General features: G+C 59.8%; 16 protein-coding genes. 7 read left to right on the forward strand and 9 right to left on the reverse strand.

The features are described from left to right. Nucleotides 1-58 precede the first annotated feature (58 nt). From NKL04_RS01905 to NKL04_RS01915, 3 genes are all read left to right on the forward strand, one after another. Nucleotides 59-562 carry an NAD(P)H-dependent oxidoreductase gene (locus NKL04_RS01905; RefSeq protein ID WP_280938714.1) on the forward strand — a complete coding sequence of 168 codons (504 nt, stop codon included), beginning with the start codon at nucleotides 59-61 and terminating at the stop codon, nucleotides 560-562. A gap of 208 nt (nucleotides 563-770) precedes the next feature. Then, on the forward strand, nucleotides 771-965 hold the full coding sequence (locus NKL04_RS01910; protein WP_023701119.1) for a hypothetical protein: 195 nt from the start codon (nucleotides 771-773) through the stop codon (nucleotides 963-965). Between the two features lie 188 nt (nucleotides 966-1,153). Further along, complete coding sequence (locus NKL04_RS01915; RefSeq protein ID WP_023697125.1) at nucleotides 1,154-1,339, forward strand: hypothetical protein; 186 nt, start codon at nucleotides 1,154-1,156, stop codon at nucleotides 1,337-1,339. A gap of 172 nt (nucleotides 1,340-1,511) precedes the next feature. On the opposite strand, the gene NKL04_RS01920 is transcribed toward NKL04_RS01915, so the two are convergent. Together NKL04_RS01920 and NKL04_RS01925 are read right to left on the reverse strand one after the other, a co-directional pair. Beyond that, nucleotides 1,512-1,715 (reverse strand): hypothetical protein, encoded by a 204-nt coding sequence (locus tag NKL04_RS01920; RefSeq protein ID WP_155921622.1) that lies wholly within the window; start codon nucleotides 1,713-1,715, stop codon nucleotides 1,512-1,514. 371 nt (nucleotides 1,716-2,086) lie between these two features. Next, a complete protein-coding gene (locus NKL04_RS01925; RefSeq protein ID WP_023670881.1) occupies nucleotides 2,087-2,458 on the reverse strand; it encodes a response regulator in 372 nt (123 codons plus the stop codon). A 486-nt stretch (nucleotides 2,459-2,944) separates the two neighbouring features. Between NKL04_RS01925 and NKL04_RS01930 the strand changes: the two genes are divergently transcribed. Next, nucleotides 2,945-3,637: a N5-glutamine methyltransferase family protein gene (locus tag NKL04_RS01930; RefSeq protein WP_023697126.1), complete on the forward strand. Its 693-nt coding sequence runs from the start codon at nucleotides 2,945-2,947 to the stop codon at nucleotides 3,635-3,637. Nucleotides 3,638-3,690: 53 nt separating this feature from the next. On the opposite strand, the gene NKL04_RS01935 is transcribed toward NKL04_RS01930, so the two are convergent. Genes NKL04_RS01935 through NKL04_RS01955 form a run of 5 tightly spaced genes read right to left on the reverse strand, consistent with a single transcriptional unit; the run spans nucleotide 3,691 to nucleotide 11,320 of the window. Continuing rightward, nucleotides 3,691-3,957: an acyl carrier protein gene (locus tag NKL04_RS01935; protein ID WP_023701118.1), complete on the reverse strand. Its 267-nt coding sequence runs from the start codon at nucleotides 3,955-3,957 to the stop codon at nucleotides 3,691-3,693. 55 nt (nucleotides 3,958-4,012) lie between these two features. After that, nucleotides 4,013-5,569 carry a class I adenylate-forming enzyme family protein gene (locus NKL04_RS01940; RefSeq protein WP_031209394.1) on the reverse strand — a complete coding sequence of 519 codons (1,557 nt, stop codon included), beginning with the start codon at nucleotides 5,567-5,569 and terminating at the stop codon, nucleotides 4,013-4,015. After that, nucleotides 5,559-7,586 (reverse strand): asparagine synthase (glutamine-hydrolyzing), encoded by a 2,028-nt coding sequence (gene asnB / locus NKL04_RS01945; protein ID WP_023691501.1) that lies wholly within the window; start codon nucleotides 7,584-7,586, stop codon nucleotides 5,559-5,561. The genes NKL04_RS01940 and asnB overlap by 11 nt, the downstream gene beginning before the upstream one ends. A gap of 6 nt (nucleotides 7,587-7,592) precedes the next feature. After that, entirely contained in the window at nucleotides 7,593-8,573 is a 981-nt protein-coding gene (gene nadE, locus NKL04_RS01950) for an NAD(+) synthase (RefSeq protein ID WP_280790677.1), read from the reverse strand. After that, nucleotides 8,570-11,320: a non-ribosomal peptide synthetase gene (locus NKL04_RS01955; RefSeq protein WP_023701116.1), complete on the reverse strand. Its 2,751-nt coding sequence runs from the start codon at nucleotides 11,318-11,320 to the stop codon at nucleotides 8,570-8,572. The genes nadE and NKL04_RS01955 overlap by 4 nt, the downstream gene beginning before the upstream one ends. A gap of 341 nt (nucleotides 11,321-11,661) precedes the next feature. On the opposite strand from NKL04_RS01955, the gene NKL04_RS01960 reads away from it, so the two are divergent. Beyond that, entirely contained in the window at nucleotides 11,662-12,387 is a 726-nt protein-coding gene (locus NKL04_RS01960) for an AAA family ATPase (protein WP_023670888.1), read from the forward strand. A 79-nt stretch (nucleotides 12,388-12,466) separates the two neighbouring features. On the opposite strand, the gene NKL04_RS01965 is transcribed toward NKL04_RS01960, so the two are convergent. Both NKL04_RS01965 and NKL04_RS01970 read right to left on the reverse strand, forming a co-directional pair. Next, nucleotides 12,467-12,679, reverse strand: coding sequence for a DUF768 domain-containing protein (locus NKL04_RS01965; protein WP_023670889.1), 213 nt, complete (start codon nucleotides 12,677-12,679; stop codon nucleotides 12,467-12,469). Between the two features lie 84 nt (nucleotides 12,680-12,763). Next, entirely contained in the window at nucleotides 12,764-14,242 is a 1,479-nt protein-coding gene (locus NKL04_RS01970) for a M10 family metallopeptidase C-terminal domain-containing protein (RefSeq protein ID WP_023701115.1), read from the reverse strand. Nucleotides 14,243-15,241: 999 nt separating this feature from the next. On the opposite strand from NKL04_RS01970, the gene NKL04_RS01975 reads away from it, so the two are divergent. Both NKL04_RS01975 and NKL04_RS01980 read left to right on the forward strand, forming a co-directional pair. Further along, entirely contained in the window at nucleotides 15,242-16,468 is a 1,227-nt protein-coding gene (locus tag NKL04_RS01975; RefSeq protein WP_023701113.1) for a glycosyltransferase family 4 protein, read from the forward strand. Next, a complete protein-coding gene (locus NKL04_RS01980) occupies nucleotides 16,465-17,505 on the forward strand; it encodes a polymerase (RefSeq protein ID WP_352723191.1) in 1,041 nt (346 codons plus the stop codon). The genes NKL04_RS01975 and NKL04_RS01980 overlap by 4 nt, the downstream gene beginning before the upstream one ends. The last annotated feature ends 170 nt before the right edge of the window (nucleotides 17,506-17,675 follow it).

Consider the following 17,675-nt stretch of genomic DNA (forward strand, 5'->3'; position numbering starts at 1 on the left):
TCGCACAGAGAGAGAGACCACGAATTTCCATGTCGAACGGCTGCGCCAGAACATCGTCGTGTTGTCAGGCAACACCCATAGGCCGTCGAAATCACGGAGGCTGGCGCATCACCTGGGTGAGGCACTGCGCGAAAAACTGTCGGTCACAGTGAATTTCCTCGATCTCGTCGATGCCAGCCGCGGTCTGGGTGCTGCGTTCACCCGAAAGGAATTGACGCCGGAGGCGCTGGATGTGATGGCCGCGGTCGAACAAGCCGACGCGCTGATCGTGACGACGCCGGTCTATAATGGTTCCTATGCTGGCCTGTTCGACCTCATCGATCCGCTGGCACTCGTCGATCGCCCAGTCCTGATCGGCGCGACGGGAGGCGGCCAGCGCCACGCGCTGGTGGTCGAACACCAGCTTCGCCCGCCGTTCGGCTTCTATTCGGCGCTGAGGGTGCCGAGCGCCGTCTATCGCAGCGACAGCGATTTTGCCGACGGCAAGCTTTTGGATCCAACGGTCCTGGGCTGGCCGCACAGGCCGTGGACCAGTTCGCGACGTTGCATGAGCGGAACCTAATTTGCAGCCGCAAATTAATGTCCAATGAATGAACTCCCAAACCGGAAAAAACTCGTGCCTGACCCTCAACCTCGGCGGGGCTCCAACAAAGGTGTGTTGCTAGCGGCTGCAGCGCTGCTGTTTGCCTTTCTCGCTCTTATTCTGTTTGGGTTTTTTCAGTAAGTGCGCGCGGCGCCGGCTTCCCAGAGAGGGCAGAGCACCTGCCGACGTGATCTTCGATCCGCTCGCGTCCTTGCGGTGGGGCGACTATCCAAGCCGGCTCGGTTCGTCGCTCCTGACGGGTTCGGCGGTCCCACCACAGCAGGATGATCATTCGGCAATTCTTGGCAGCGCCGGTATTCAACTCACGCCCAAAGCGATTGAACTGAAGCTGGCCGTCCATGTCGTGACTGACGCAGCATGAGCCGAACAGGCGAGGCAAGCGCAAGCCTTGAGGCCCAACCGCAGACAGACGAATCACGCTCGTGCAGTCTGGAGACAGCGCAACGAGTTATTCATTCGGGCGCCTTCGCATCACCAGCGGAACGAAAGAGTTAATTGGCGGTTTACTAGGGAAGGATTGCAGGGCGAAAAACATTGAGGATTTCTGCCATGACAATGTTGTTCGAACCACTCGACTCTGAAGGTTACAAGCGCAGCGTGGTCTACCATGCCGCACGCTTGTCCATGCTCCACAATCGAATGCTGAAGCGTTTCGAGAAGGTCGATAAAGCGGCTGAAAAGGTTGAAGCCGAGGTGGAGCTGTTTGATGAAGCTGTTCGCACTCTCTACGAATGAGCGGCATGTTGACCGCCGACGTTCCTGCTAGCGCGTATACGGGCGCGGGGTTCACCGTTGCTCCACCAGGCGATGTCGCGCCCGGATTTGGGCTTGATAAGCATGATCTAATGTATACGATTCACCCAGCCGGCCTGGCTCCCCCGCCATCGGGCCGGTCAGGCCCGACGGTTCAACGCACCACCCCAAACGACTGTCGGGCCGCCAGGACGCTCACTGCGCAGCCGGGTTCATGCTTTGCCTTTTTTTCTCGAAAAGCGCGAGCTTGGTCATATAACCAATTCTGATTTTTGCATGGCATTGGGTGCAGTTGAAGTTGGATATCACCTTCAACCACGATCCCTTTTTTATGATGACATGAGAACAGTTTGGACATTCCAGTTCCAGGTACTCGTCCCCCATATCGTTTGAAATCGGCACTACGACACTCCCCAACAGTTGCCCGTGAAACTTGCGCTTCGAGATCGGCCGGCACCTCCGTGCTCAAACCCCGAACGTGGGTCCTTGGCAGATGTTCCGCAATCCGACCTCTGGCGACCGGGATCGGACCTAAGTCCAAATCGCCGCCAACAGGCCGAGAAGTGGAACCCCGGCGGATGCTTTTTGAACGCTGAATTTCCGTCCTCGCCGGTCGTAGTCCGCCGTCCTCATGGCCAAAGCGCCAATGTTGCCCTTTGTGAGACTGACCTCGTCCGGCCTACCAGGTCGCCAGGGCGCAACTCCGGTAATAATGCGGCGGAGCGAATGTCAGCGCGAAGCTGTGCGCAGGGACGCCAACTCGCTGACAGCAGCAAGGATGACAGCATCGGTTGCCGGCTTCGGCAGGAATCTGCAGTCGCGGAAAGCCGCGGGAACGTCGGCGGGGCCAAATCCCGACAAGAAGGCAAAGGGGATGCCTCGCGCCTGCAATATCCTCGCCACCGGCAGCCCCGTTTCACCGTTCAGCTGGATGTCTAGCAACGCCACGTCAATCTTGTCCGATTCGACAAGACGCAGAGCGGCGGATACCGACGGCACAGGTCCGACCACCTGATAACCGGCGCGACGCAGCCGCGCGGCAGTGTCCTGCGCGACTAGCCATTGATCCTCAACAATCAGAACACTCACGCTTTCGCTCACGGCCCCTCTCTGCGATTGACCGGAAATGAGATGTCGATCCGAGACCTTCGGGTAGTTGTTTCGACATGTCCGCAAACCTATAGGTAACCTCTCCATGCAGCAAGGTGAGGCTGATGCTGGAGCGGAGGCGCTTCCACCGACCACTTGCTGAATTACCGGAGCCGAAGATTAGCGCGTCAATGGAGCTGCCGTCCGCGCCTCCGCTCCATCAGAGTTGGATAGGCGTTTACCCCTCTCCACGATCCACAAAATCTAAAAGCCGCCGTACCGCGCCATTGGCTCTTCAAAGCATGAGCAGCACCTCTCTCTCCATCTTGGGCGACCTGAGATTGCAATCGGTCAATGAGCGTCAGAAGTGCGATGCACCGAGTTTGTGCCTGCAGTTTTTCGAAGGAAAGGCTTGAGAATTCATGATTTCGGAGCAGGTTTGGCTGGCGCATGAGCGCCGCAGATCTATACTGGGGAGATCAAGCGATGGGGTCGGCCATGAGCAAAGAGTTCAGTGTAGCTGATGCCTATGGCGCCGGCCGCGCCATGTTCATGGGACTTGAACTGCTGGTTTCGCCCGGTGCGCTCGTCCCCAGACCTGAGACCGAGTTGCTCGGCAAGACCGCGCTTGGTGTGTTGCATCAGATGAACCTGCCGGCTCCGCGCATAGTTGATATGTGCTGCGGCACTGGGAATCTGGCGTGCGCGATCGCCTACCATGTGCCCAGCGCCCTTGTCTGGGCAAGCGATCTCACCGATGAATGCGTCGAAACGGCACGCCGCAACACCTCACATCACGGCATGGCTGAGCGTCTTTCGGTGCTTCAGGGCGACTTGTTCGACTCTCTCATCGGCCTTGGGCTAGACGGAACTATCGACGTAATCGTCTGCAATCCGCCTTACATTTCTGAAAAGCGGCTCGAGGGCGACCGCGCCCATCTGATCGAGCTTGAGCCGCGCGAGGCGTTCGCAGCCGGCCCTTACGGCCTGAGCATTCATATGCGCGTACTGAAAGACGCACCGCGATACCTGCGGCGTGGCGGCATCCTGCTCTTCGAGGTCGGGCTTGGCCAAGACCGACAGGTAGCGGGTCTGCTGGAACGCAGCAAGGCATTCGAGAACATCCGTTCGGTCTCGAACGAAGCGGGCGAGGGCCGGGTGGTTCTGGGGCAAGTCAAGTCGCAGGCATGAATCCTGCGACAGTCAGACCAAATACGGGCTGCTCTGGGCGTAACGCTTACCCATCAGTTCATTTTGCGGATGATGTATTGCTCGATCCCCTGGATGGAATCGAGGTTTTCAGGCAGAAGTTCGCTATCCTCGACGGTAATGCCAAAGGTCTCCTCGATGAAGCCGATAATCTCAAGCACACCCGTCGAGTCGACAATGCCTTGATCGAGCAAGGATGCGTCATCCAGCAATGCCTTGACGTCGCTGACGTAGAAATTTGAAACCAAGAAACTACGAATCTGCTCGCTGTAGATTCCGGCGCGTTCCTTGATGGTCAACATGAATTCGTCCTCCGTGGCGTCACCATTAAATCAGCGACTTGGTTCTGGCCCCGCATCATGACAGCGCCGTTTTCTTGAGTTTTCCCGTGTCCGTCATCGGCAGGTTCGCCACAACGACTATGGATTTCGGGACCATGAAGTTTTCCAGACGCTTCTGGCACTCCTTCTGCAGTTCCCTTTCGCCAATGGCTCTTCCATGCTCCATCACCACAAAGGCTTTCACCGCTTGCCCGAGGAGCTCGTCGGGAACACCGATGACAGCCGCTTCTCGGACTCCTGGAATGTCCATGAGTACGTTTTCCACTTCCCTTGGCGCCACCTTCTCGCCTCGCGACTTTATGATCTCATCCCCACGGCCAACGAAGTAGAGGTAACCCTCCGTATCCATCCGGCAGTAGTCGCCGGTGTATAGGACCTGCTCGCCGGGCAGCGGGCCGGGTTTGAGCTTCCTGGCCGTTGCCTCGGGCTTGCCCCAATACCCCTTCATCACCGTTGCGCCGCGAATGACGAGTTGGCCGACAACGCCTGGGCCTATCCGCCTGTCATGCTCGTCAACGATCCACATCTCCGTATTCGGGATTGCGATCCCTACGCTCAATGGCTTTCGCTCGAGGTCCTCTGGCGGCAAATAGGTGCAACGTTTGCATTCGGTGAGACCGTACATCGAATAGATGCGTGCACCCGAAAACAGCTCGCGAAGCATGAAAATATGCTTGAGGGGTAGGGCTGCCGCAGTGTTTGTGACGTAGCGGATGCTCGAGAAATCCTGGTCTTTGAGGGACCTGAGTTCGGAGAGTGCGGCAAAGATTGTGGGCACGCCGGGAAAGCCCGTAACTCCCTCCTGCCTGATCAACCCCAGGACCTGAGCCGGGAAAGCGAACGAGCGTTCCAGCACCAGCCGGGCGCCGGTACGAAAAGCCATGATCATCTGGTACAGTCCATAGTCGAAGGCGAGGGGTAGGACATTGAGGATCACCTCGTCCTCGGCAATCGCGAGGTAGGAAGCGATAGACGCGCACGCGGTCATCATGTTTCTGTGCGTCAGCATCACGCCCTTGGGTTCGCCCGTCGACCCGGACGTGTAGATGATGGCTGCCAGATCAACATCGATGCACTGCCGTGCCGGCGGCGTATCCGCGCCATTGGCGAGGGCGGCGTCCCAGCGCACGGCAAACGGCAGCTGGGCGAGTTCGACGTCGTCGATCGGTCCCGATACGATCACCCGCAGAAGTGACGGGCAGCCGCGCGCCGGCTCGCGGAAGATCGCGTGCAGATGGCCGTCCGTGATGAGCGCCGTCGGCCGGCAGTCGTTGAGCAGATAATCGAGCTTGTCGCTCTTGGTGAGCGGGTTGACGATGCACACCACCGCATTCGCCTTTAGCACCGCCCAGAAGCTAACCACCGTCTCGACGGTGTTGTCGGCGAAGATCATCACGCGATCACCGCGAACGACTCCGGATGCGGCCAGGTCCCGGGCGATCGCGTTGGCTCGCGTTTCGAGTTCGAGGTAGGTGACACGCTGCCTGTTGCACACCAGCGCCACCTTACTTCCGTGTCGGACGGCTGAATGGGCGAGGTAGTCATGCAGCAATGGTGCGGCATCATGCAACATACAGGCGCTCTTCCCGATGTTCGCAGTCGACGTCGACGCTGAGCGTGCATTCGAGCGTTGCACTGGGACAACCCGCGACGAACTGCTGATGAAGAAGTTGGGTCGACAACACGCCGACCAGCGCCATGTTGTCGGCATTGGACAGGTCGCCATCGCCAGTTCTGGCCTGGCATTTGGCAAGCAGGTGCGTGACCCCCTTTGGATCGAAGACATTCGCCTCGCGCAGGGCCTTCTGCGAAACCGCCTCGCGAGCGTAATCCGGAGCGTCTGCGCCGACGAAGCAAAGCGCGTTGGGCGCACGGAAGGGCTGCTTCCTGCGGGCTACGATCTCGGAGGGCAGGATGGGTGCCGCCATGCGCTTCAGCACGTGCTTTTCGTCGAGGCCGCGGAGTTTGAAGGAGGGTGGCAGCGAATTCGCGAGCCTCACAAGTTCATCGTCCAGGAACGGGAAGCGCCCCTCGACGGAGTGAGCCATCAGCATCCTGTCGCCTTGCGAGGAGAGCAGATAGCCCGACATCAGTGTTTGCACCTCGAGATACTGGTCCTGCGCAAGGGGACTCCAACGGGCAAACTGCGCGGGCAGACGGGCGAGCAACTCGGACACGGCGTCGCGGCCCTGCGTTCGAGCCCGCAAATCGGCCGTAAACAAGCGCTTGATGGCCCTGGTGGTTTGCCAGCGGGTTTCATGAGCAAAGCCCGGCGCGTCGTAAGCCTGAATATTTCGCCCGAAGAACTGACGCGCCATCGCCTGCTGTTGCACCGGCGAGCGGGTGAGATAGGGGTAAAGGCGTTCCAGGAGCCGAGAGCGTCGTGTCGAAGTCGGGTGGCGCCCCCAGAAGCGGCGGACCTTGCCTTCGCGGAACAGGTCGTAGCCGGCGAACATTTCGTCAGCGCCTTCGCCGGTCAGCACGACCTTGATTCCACGCTCGCGCACTAGGCGCGAGAGCAGGAAGAGTGGCGCCGGGGCAGTCCTCAGTATCGGGCGTTCGGTGTGTCGGATTACCTCCGGAAAGATTCCGGCTATATCTCTGCGCGAAACGACCACTTCATGGTGCTCACTGCCGGTCGCCTCGGCAACCATTCGCTGGAAGCGGGTCTCGTCATATTCGGCGTCGGCAAAACGCAAGGAGAAGGTTTGGAAGCGATCGCCCGCGAAGCGCCTCGCGAGCGCGGCCACAAGCGAACTGTCCAGCCCTCCGGAGAGGTAGCACCCGACAGGCACGTCGGCGCGCACCATTCTGAGCGCCGTCGCGGCCTCAAGAGCGCTAGACACGCGGTCCACCGCGTCGTTGGAGGACCCGGGGAACTCGCCCTGCCGCGATCCGAAATTGTCGGGATAGGAAGGCTGCCAAAAAATCCGCTCACGAACGGTGCCATCCTGATAGATGCGGACACGACCCGGCTCGAGTTCGTTGATTCCGTGGAAAACTCCTTGCGGCGGAACGACCGTCCAGAGCGTGAACGTCTGATCGATGCCGGCTGGATCAAGGGCGCGAGGTATGGTTCGATCGGCCGCGAAAATGGCTTTCACTTCGCTGGCGAAATAAAGCCGGTGCGCATGCTCGCTGAAATACAGCGGGCAAATGCCGAAGCGGTCGCGCGACAATATAAGACGATTGGCCACTGAATCCCAGATCGCAATTGCCCATTGGCCGTTCATCCGCTCGAAGGCCGTTTCTCCCCACTCACGATAGGCGTGTAGCGCGACCTCCGTGTCGCTGCGGGTTCGGAAGCGGTGGCCGAGCGCCGTGAGTTTTTCACGCAATTCGACGTAGTTGAATATCTCGCCGTTGAACACGATCCACGTCGTATCGCCTGTGTCCGCCATCGGTTGCTGGCCACTGGAAAGATCGACGATGGACAGGCGCACATGCGCCAGCCCCGCGCGTCTGTCCCGGTAGAGACCGCGCCCGTCGGGGCCGCGATGCGCCAGCGCGCCCATCATCTGCATCAGCGCCTGCCGCGAAGGAGAAGCCGCTGTGGCATTCAGCGCCACGATTCCAGCGATGCCGCACATGCTCGGTCAATCTCCGCCTTCCGCGGACAGCAAAGGCCGCGCGTGAAGATAGTGGGCCGCCCTTCGTTTCGCTTCGATGTCCTTGAACACTTTCTGAAGCTGGGGCTCGGTGAGGCCAGCAACCGCCGCGAGCTCATTGCTGGCGACCCCGTGGTTCAGGCCGTAGAGGCATAGATCCATCAGGTGATAGGGCAGCGCGAAATAGAATTCTTCCTGGCTTTGGGTCATGGAAAAGGTGTCGGTGGTCGGTGGCCGCTGCCGGATTTCATCATCCACCTCGAGATATTCCGCGAGTTGATAAACCTGGGTTTTGTAAAGGTGAACGATCGGCATAACGTCGGCGGCTCCGTCGCCCTGCTTGACGAAAAAGCCCTGGTCGTACTCGAGGCGATTTGGAGTGCCGACAACCGCGTATTTGAGGCGGTCGGCGTGATAGTATTCCGTCATCTTGCGCAGGCGCTGCTTGTAGTTTGTCGCAGCAACGATCTGCAGATAGGCAGCTGGCGGCAGACGCACGGTATCTACTTTACCCTGCGGATCCTGGACCGTGAGGCGGGTTATATTGAGCCCGCTGCTCTCCAGAACCGACGCGATCACCAGCTTGCATTTCCACCCTTCCCCATAGTCGGGAACGACGGTCTGGATCGCATCGATCTGCCGGCGGTAGGCCCCAATGGCCTCCAGTGCCGGTGCTATGTCCTCAAGGACGCTTTCAATGCCAAGCTGTGCCGCGACGCGGCGGCCAAGTCTCAGGGAGTCGCCGGAAGAATCCCGCTCCGGCATGAACAGTCCCAGGACCTTGTCTTTCCCGAACGCGCGCATGCACAAGGTCGCGACGACGGAGCTGTCGATACCGCCGGAAAGACCGACAACCACGCCGCGACGATGCAGGGTGCCGAGAACCTGAGTGCGCAAGGTGTCAACGATGCGATCGACCTCCGCGCGGGCATCGAGCGTCAGCATGTCCTTGCTGAATTCCGGAATTATGTCGATGACAAGTCCTCCCTTTTGCGAGATTCGGCGGGGGAATAGGTCTGCACGATGGCCGTCTCGATAAGCGGACGGTTGGTGGCAAGGTTTGGTTCGACGACAAGGTCGATGTGGCTGCCCGTGATCGAAATGACGTCCAGGTGTGCCAAGACGCTGTCCCAGCCCAAGGCCCGCGGCATTCCCTCCCTGCGACATCGGAACAAGGTACCGGAGAGGGGCAGAGCCGGTTTCGGTGCCTCAAGCCATTGGAAGAATGACTTCGCCCTTAAAACCTCCTGCAGTTCCAGTTTGGTCCTGAAGATCGTCGGGTTGAACTCTCCATTGGCAAATCTGTCCAGAATCCTGGCCAGACGCGCTTCGCCGCCCACGGCGACGGTGATCTTCGCAAGGGCTCTGCAAGCCATCCGATGCGCGGATATGCGGTTGGTGCGAATACGATAGAACGTACGGGTAAGTGTCTCCCAATGGTTGCTCGGCTCGTCCAGAAGGCTCGTGTCGAGGATGCCCAGGAACCGCACCGTTCGCCCGGCCTTCATGAGCCGTGCGGCAACCTCGAATGCAACCGCGCCACCCAGAGAATGGCCGAGAAGTCGCACGGGGCCCGCAGGTTGGATGCGGCTTATCTGCTCGAGTGCGGCGCCAGCCATGGCGCTGAGGGTGTTGTGTCCGTCCAGTATCGCCGCAAGGCTCGGATATCGGATCGGGTTTACACGGGCGACTTTCCCTATGGCGGCTGCGAACGCAGCCAGGCTCGGACCATAGCCAACGGACCCTGGAAACAGGAAAAGAACCGGGGGGTGGTGCTTCTTTTCGCGCCCTTCGCCCGACCGTGCAGAGACGACCGCCTCAACCATCTCGTCCAAGCTCATGCCGACGGTGAATGCTTCGAGGCCCAGCTCTTGCCCGATGGCGTTTTCGATCGCCATCACGCAGTGCAGCAGCTGCAGCGAATCTCCTCCAGCATCATCCCAGTTTCCCGTGGCAGTGCCTGTGTTGAGAACCTGCGTCCACGCGTGCTGCACTATTTGACGTGTGTCCTTTGCTCCTCCGGCGGGCGGAGCATCGAGAGTGGACGACCGGGCGACTCGCGCCCTCCTTCCGTGCGAACGATCTATCTCGGCCAGTGTTGCCAAATCGACCTTACCTCCCGACAGGCGTGGGATTGCGTCAACGGGGTGCAATCGCAAGGGACGCAATGGTGCCGGCAAGGTCATTCTGAGGAGCTGGCGAAGGTCGTCTGCAAAAGCGCCGCCTGCGAAGCGCTGGGGAACCGCGAAGGCGATGAGTTCCTGCGCGGCCGTTACCATCACCACGGCATCCGCCACCGAAGGCGCGCAACGCAAGACCCGTTCGAGTTCGGCGGGCTCGATGCGTCGACCATTGATCTTGATCTGGCGCCCTTTGCGGCCGACGATCCTCAAGATGCCATCATCGTCGAGCCGAACGAGGTCCCCGGTCGAAAAAAGCCGAGCCTCGGGATCGTCGGGGTCCGGCTGCGCGGGAACGACCACACCGTTCTCCCAATGACCAAGCAGGACATAGCGGCTTTTGATCAGAAGCTCTCCACTTTCGCCTGGCCCTACATTGCGCTCCGCTTCGTCGACGATAGCGAATGTCATACCAGGGAGCAGCCTGCCGACGGGAACCGACGCGTCTTGCTCGGGCCAGTCAGGCGGCAAGAACCATTGCGAACCGATGGTTTCAGTCGATGAGTAGCCGATCTGGATCAGACACTGGTCCGAAACGGCTTTGCGCAGCAAAGCGATGTCCATCCATGACACTTTCTCCCCACCGATCCGGGCCACTCTGAGCGGCCAGGAAGCGTCGGCGGGCGCCTCAGCCAGGAGGGCTCGAAGCAGTGCCGGCACAAGATAGGCGATCGTCACACCTTCGGACTGCAATCGAGCGCGCGTAGCGCGCAGGCCGACAGCCTCCACCTCGAGAAGATGCAACGTGGCGCCCGTCAGCAGCGCCGCAAAGATCTCCCGGCAACCGGCGATCGTGGCTGGCCCGGTCAGCGGCAGGAAAACGTCATCCGCGCTGATATGGCACGCATCGACATATTGCCGGACCCGCCATAGCAGGCTGCGTTGGCTGTTGACGATTCCCTTGGGGCGCCCGGTGCTGCCCGAAGTGTAAAGCACCAATGCGGGCGCATCGACCGAAACCATAGGGGGCTTATGCTGCTGTTCTGGGTGTTGATCGTTGGACGCCACGGCGGCCGCAATTTCGATCCAGATGATCTCTTGGGCCAATTCGACCGGGCGAACATTTTCGGCGCCTATAATCGCGCCGAGCCCCGCGGCACTGACTATATCGAAAATGCGAGAGGCGGGATCTCTTGTGTTGAGCGGAACCGAAGGCCGTCCCGCCGCCATGGTCGCCAACATCGCCACAGGATACCAAGCGGAGTTTGCTTGCAGGATGCCGATGGCCTGCCCTTCGGGGACGACGGCAGCGATATGAGTTGCCAGCGTCTCGACCGCCCGGAAAAGCTCAGAAAAAGTCAGGCGGTTCGCGCCGTCGCTGATTGCGAGCTTGTCAGGATACCGCCTGGCGACATCTCCAAGGTGGTCGAAGATTGGAGTGTCCGCAAATTTGGCACCCATCTGTCGGTAACGGCGCCAGACTGGCCCCCCTTGGTCAAGATCATATTCGGGAACGACTGACCACTTTCGGGTGGGTCGCAGATCCACCTGTAGGTTTTGATTTGCCACTTCCGAATGCAAACACACTGAGGACATTCAGGGCCCCGCCAAGCTGACGGTCGAACATCGCTCGCCGCGGAGATCTTTTCATCAATCATTCGGATGATGCCTCGATCTTGCCTAGCCAGCGCTTCCCGAGCGTCCTTCAGAAGTTTTGCCATCTGTGTCCAGCACCGGTCGTTTTTCCTTGCAAGCTCCGTCGAGCGCAAGACGGCTTGCCCAGGCGAACGGAGCGATCGGCATCTCCGCTAGAATCCGGGCTCGGTGCCCAGATTCACTGACTGGAACAATCATTCAAATGAACGTTGGTGTGATCTGAAATCCGGCTAAGCTTGATCCGTAGGGGAATGACTGCTCGTTCGGAGACGCTTGAGCATATGATCATCGAGTTGTTTGGGCCGCCTGGCGCGGGTAAAACCACGCTGCTTCGCGGCCTCTGCCAAGGGCTGGCGAGACACGGCATCAATGTGAAGACAGTAAATGGGTATCGCCTGATTGAACCTGGATCGGCTCAGGATGACGCTCCGGAAATCCGCCATGGCATAGGAAGAATTGGCAAAAAGATTGCCACATCCGGTCCTATCTTGCTGTCGACCTTGCCAAAGGACAGTGTCGCGGCCCGGCTTCTGGCATCGATCCCTCTTCGAAGCCGCGTGTGGTCATGGCGAATGAAGGTCGACATCGCCCAACTGTGCCAGTCCTGGCGCCAAGCGCGGGAGTCGCCCGGTTGCTTCATCTTCGAAGAGGGCATGATTCAGGCTTTGTGTGCGCTGGGTGTGCTGGCTAGAACTCCAAGCCTCGACGCGGTCCGCGAGTGCCTGGCGTTCCTGCCGCGGCCGGATCTCGTTGTGCAACTCGACGCGCCCCAGGAAACGTTACGCCGCCGTCTTGTGGATAGGCATGCGCAGCAACCGCTCCTCGAGGTTATGCTGTTCGAACTTGGCGTGGACAAAGGATTAAGGCAGGCCGAAATCTCAAGAGAGGTCGGCGAGTGCCTGCGCCAGGACCGATGGCCGTTGATACAAGTCAATGGTGCTGAACCTCACGACGTGGACGGGGTCGTCGCGCGCGTTCTGGGAGAGCATGTTGGTCATGCTGCCTAGGCTGGCCCATGACCTATGATCCATGACACATTTATGCATTTGGCGCCAAGCCGGGCAGCATCTGCCGCCAAGCGCGCAATCATGTCGAATCGTGCTGATCGAGCACTTCGAGCATGGTCGTCAACATGCTTCCGACTTCCTCAGAGATTTCCTCGGGGCGGATTCCCGCTCTGATGGCATCCGCCGTTGCTTGGTCCGCAAGTTTCGCCGCAAGAGCCGGATCGGCCTTGGTGTAGAGTGGGATCTTATCCTCTACCCATTTCTGCAGGAATTCGATGCCGCGCGCGCTCATACCAAGTACAAGCTCGGCGGGGCTTCTTGGTTCCGTCAGCCATATTCAAGATCAGACCATCTTGCTCAGGCTGACGTCCCACGGTCACGTCACGATGAACGAGGACGCCGTCAGAGCCAGATGTGGCGATAGAGTGGCAAATTGGATCTGATGTGCGCCGCCCGAGCCGTCGCTGTCAAAGGAAAGCGCGCCGGTCGTGCTGTTATAGACGATGTGATCGCCGCTGTCGTGCGCGGCCCTGCCGGCGTAAAACGCCGAAGAGGGAAGGGCGCCTGTATGCAGGCCGGCAAACACGGTGTGGTCGAGTTGGATCTTGTCGTGGCCCACTTTGAAATCGGTGACCTTGTCGATATTGCCGACCTTGAGAGCCGAATCGAAGACAAAGACGTCGTTGCCGCCATGTCCGGTCAGAACGTCTCTCCCGCCACCGCCGTTGATAGTGTTGCTCCCGGAATTGCCATCGATGGTTTGGGCGAATTCGTTTCCCGTGAGCTTGATGGCGGCAGTTCCCAATTTGCTGGTGGTCGCAAGATGCTCGACCTGCGAGCCGGCCGACAGCGCGTAGCTCACCGATGCCAGCACGCTGTCGTTGCCGCTGTGCCGCAGTTCCACCACCTTGTCGCCGGCGTTGTTGACATAGTAGGTGTCGTTGTAGCCGCGGCCCATCATCGTGTCCGCGCCAGCGGTGCCGCGAAGCACATCCGCGCTACCCGTGCCGTAGAAAATGTGATCGCCGGTGCTGGTCGGAGGGACACTTGTGGGCGGAGGCACTGTGCTGGTAGGCGGCGGCGTCGGTTCGCTGGCCGAAGGACCGCTTGCGGTGCTCTGGTTGTGTTGAAGGAACAGAGCCTGCAGCGTCGGCGAGCTCTCAAGCGCCGTGTCGCCCTGTTGAGAACCCCAAGCATAGGCATAGTCGAAGGCCGGCGAAGGCGCTACCTTGGCCCAGTGGTCCAACATGGTCTTTTCCTGAGCAACGCTGGGCAGGACATAGCGACCGCCCGTGTCGGTCGTCCAGTCGCCGCCGCCGAAGGTCTGATACACGGGAACGACCTGACTGAGCGGGATGCCCGAGGCGACGGCCGCCGCCACAGTCCTGTCGATCATGTTGTAATCAATCGTGCTTGTTCCGGTCCGTACCGGGTAGGGATCCAAGCCGTAATAGTCGATATGCGTGTTGGCAGGATTGAATGTGTTTGAAAAGTCGGGGTTAGCGGAAGACCCCATGTTCATCATGGTTATGAAGGTCTTGGCGCCCGGCAGGTGGCTGTGGATCCAGTCTGACTCCGCCTTCAGATCAGCGGCGGTGGCATAAGTTCCCCATTTGCCGGTCGGGTCCGGCTCATCGACCAGGAAGAAGCCAAACACTTTCGGATTGCCGATGAAGGGCGTGACCTTCTGGATAAAGGAGGAGGTTGCACCATCGGCTTCATTGAGCCACACCAGGCCTTTCTGGCCGGCCGGCAAGGCGTTGAGCTGGTCCAAGGAAGATACATCAACAAGATTGAATCCGGCTTTCGCGACCTCGGAGGCCGACCCGCCCGAGGCGTAATGGAGTGTTGTCATTGACATACCCTTCGTCCGATTCGGTAGGCGCCCCACACCTGCCTAGGGAAAGGATCCATTAGCGACAAATCAAATACCGGCGCCCCTTGATAGAATCTTTGATCAGCGTCCGAAAAACACAACAGCCTCGATGCTACGCTTGCCTCAGAGGTATGTAGATGATCCAAGTATGGGGTGCTCAAGCCTGCAACGAAAGCATTGCAGCGAAGTCTGCCGGAGCGCCTTGTGCGTTTGCAGTGGCGGCAATCGGCCAATGCGCGCTTCGGTTGAGCCACCGCCCAAATGCGCGCTCCCGCAGGATTTCTTCGAGCTCAGACCGCAAAGGAATCGCGTCCTGGCGAAGCCCTCCCATTGCAGCCGCTCAATGCTCCTCGTGAAAAGCCTCGGCGCCAAAATGAGCAAGGCAGTACTCCACAAGGTCATGCGAGGCGCGCGCCGCTGGCAATTGCGGAGAGGCACTGAACTGGATCCCGCCGGGTTCAACCGAAAGGCGGGCGTGCGGGTCCGAATGACGGGGAGCATGACAACGCGGTCGCCCATCCGCAGGAAGAGGCGGCTGGTGGTCCGACCATATCCAAAGACTGGGTGAAAGCCTGTTCCAGACGAAGCGGTCGGGAGAACTGCCGGTGCGAGTCATCACACCATCTGGGTGCGATGTTGATCCGGCGTGAGAAGGCGGGCAGAGAACGCGAGCGCGCGGACCCCGTCGAACACAGCCCTCTTTTTCTAAATATCCGGCCCGCCGTGTCGTACGCGAACGTGTCGTCGTTGCACCGTCAGACCGGATGATCCAACGCACTGACCGAGGCGACAGCGATTGTGGCTGCATTGCCGCATCGTTGATCAGCTTGCTTCATGCAAACAGACGAGGACAGCACGAAAGCCTGCTCCTAGCGTGGGACTGGCTGTTGTGTGTTCAGGGGCGATGAAACCGGCCATGGAAACCGCGGATAGGGTCAGCTGTTTAACGAGATTGGGATCGCATCCAGGAGCGACAGGATGAGTCCGCATCTGGTTTGCGTTGGCGGCGAGGATCATAGACTAAGAATCCCGTTTCTTTTGGCGCTTCGCGAAAGGGGTTTTCAAGTCACTGCCGTTTCGAGTGATCTCGGAGCCGCCTTCTCACCCCATGGCATTGCCCATCGCCGATTTGGGTTCGACCGCTTTGGCAGCGGCGGTGCAGAATGGGGTGCTGTCAGCGCGATCCGTGAACTGATGTCCGAACTGCGTCCGGACATCATTCAAAGTTTCGACACCAAGCCCAATATCCTAACTCCACTGGCGGTGCGCGGGCACGTTCCCGTCGTTCGCACCATCAACGGGCTTGGTTGGACATTCTCGTCGCGGGAGCCGCGGGCCCTGGCATTGCGTCCTTTCTTTTGCGGCCTTCAGGGGGTGGCGTCTCGTTGGACAGCCATGACCGTCTTCCAGAATAGTGATGATCAGGCCTTCTTCGAGCGCTACCGGCTGGTGGCTCGCGGCAAAGGGCGACTGATCCGGAGTTCTGGCATCGACCCCGATGCATTCTCGATGGCAAGGTATCGTGGTCCTTCGGCTGCCACGATGCGCGAGGAACTTGGCCTACAATCGGCCCAGGTCATAATATTTGTCGGCCGGCTCACGCGGCAGAAGGGGATTCCAACCCTCATCGAGGCGGTTCCTCGCGTTATCCGCGAGAGGCCCAACGCGCGTTTCGTACTTGTCGGCCCGCAAGACTCCGAAGGTCCGTTTGCCGTCAGCAGAGCCGATATCGAGCGCCATGTTCCCCACGTTGTCGCATTGGGGCCAAGGCGCGACATTCCAGCCCTCCTTGGCATGGCGGATATCTTTGCGTTTCCGACGCAATATCGCGAGGGAATTCCGCGTGTCCTGCTGGAGGCGGGATTGTCCGGATTGCCGATCGTCGCCTCGAATATGCCGGGCTGCAACGATGTGGTTGAGGATGGCTGGAACGGCTATCTCGTGGCGCCGCGCGATGCGGATGGCTTGGCCTCCCGGATAGTCGATCTTCTTTCCGACCCCGCCCGTGGCAAGACGATGGGCGGCCGTTCCGTCGGATTCGTGCGGGAGCGGTTCTCGCTGTCGTGGGTGATCGACCAGTATTGCGACCTGTATAAGACAATACTGGGTGGCAGATATCGCAGCAGGCTTGTTCAAGCTGCGCAGGCGAATCCGAGGGAAGAGGCGGTGCCAAGCCCCCATCGACTGGGTGAGGCGCGGCAATGATGCGTGATGCGCTTCTGGCCTTCGGCGTCGCGATGTCCTACGCGGCGCAACTCAGCATCCCAGGGCTGCCCTTCGGCTACAGCGAACTGTGCCTCACGCTCTGGATAATGCTGTCGATGACGCGAATCCTTGCTGGCGGCCAACTGGAGGTTACGCCGGCACTGGCTAAGCTTGGGCTTTTCTGGCTGATCCTGGCGCTTGCCATGGGCGTGGGTTACATCATCGGTTTTCTGACAACCACGTTGTTCCTGGATCCGTTGTTGCACGACACGCTGGCCTATGTGCTGTTGGCGTGCGTCACCTGTCTGGCCGCTGCGGAGCCCAACGCGTCTTTCCGTTTGCGTCGTATCGCCTGGTGGATGGTTGCTGTCGCGAATGCGGGCTTCATCATTCAGGTAGGGCTTGGTTTCGGCTGGCTCCATCAGGCTGGGGTCGAACCCTGGTACTGGGACCGCTTCTGCGGGTGGTCCGACAATCCGAACCAGCTTGCGCTCTACTGCGCCCTACTCGGTCCACTGGCCTTGCATCTTGCCACAACCACCAGCAATAAATGGGGAAGATGCCTTGCCCTATGCAGCCTCATATTCACCGTTTACGTCGGAAGGCTGACAAAAAGCGATACCTACCTTTATACCACGGTCCTGGCTTGTCTGATCCTTCTCGGGCTGCGGGTCCGGGCCTGGCTGACGAGCGACGGCAATAAGGCGAGCCTTTCAAGGCAGCTTGCCGTCCTGATGGCCGTTGGCTTCCTGCCGCTGGCCCTGTCTATAGCGCCCTATGCCCTCAGCGAGGCCTCCAGCGCCGAAGACTTCGCCAAGAGCCTGACCAAAGACAAGGGCGGGGAAGCGACTGCCCAAACCGCGGCGCTTCGCCTCTATCTCTGGAATGCAGCCTTGGAGAAGGGGGCACGATCGGGATCGCTTGGACTGGGTCCGGGCCCGCACCTAGATAGTCCCCCGTGGTCAATCAACAGTTTTTGCCGCGGCCCTTCGAGGCGCACAGCACCATCCTGGATCTCTACACTCAGGGCGGCCTGATTTCGGTTCTAGCCCTGATGTGGATCTTCGGCTCAGCTGCGTTGTCCGCCTGGCGGGCGAAGCTGGATGCTCTGGTGGCGCTCGTGGCATCGATCGCCGTCTTCAGTGCTCCGCATTTGGTCATCCGCCATCCGATCGTGTGGTTCTGTCTGACCCTCTGCCTTGTCGCT

It is taken from the genome of Mesorhizobium sp. C264A, from assembly GCF_040324515.1.
GTDB lineage: Bacteria > Pseudomonadota > Alphaproteobacteria > Rhizobiales > Rhizobiaceae > Mesorhizobium.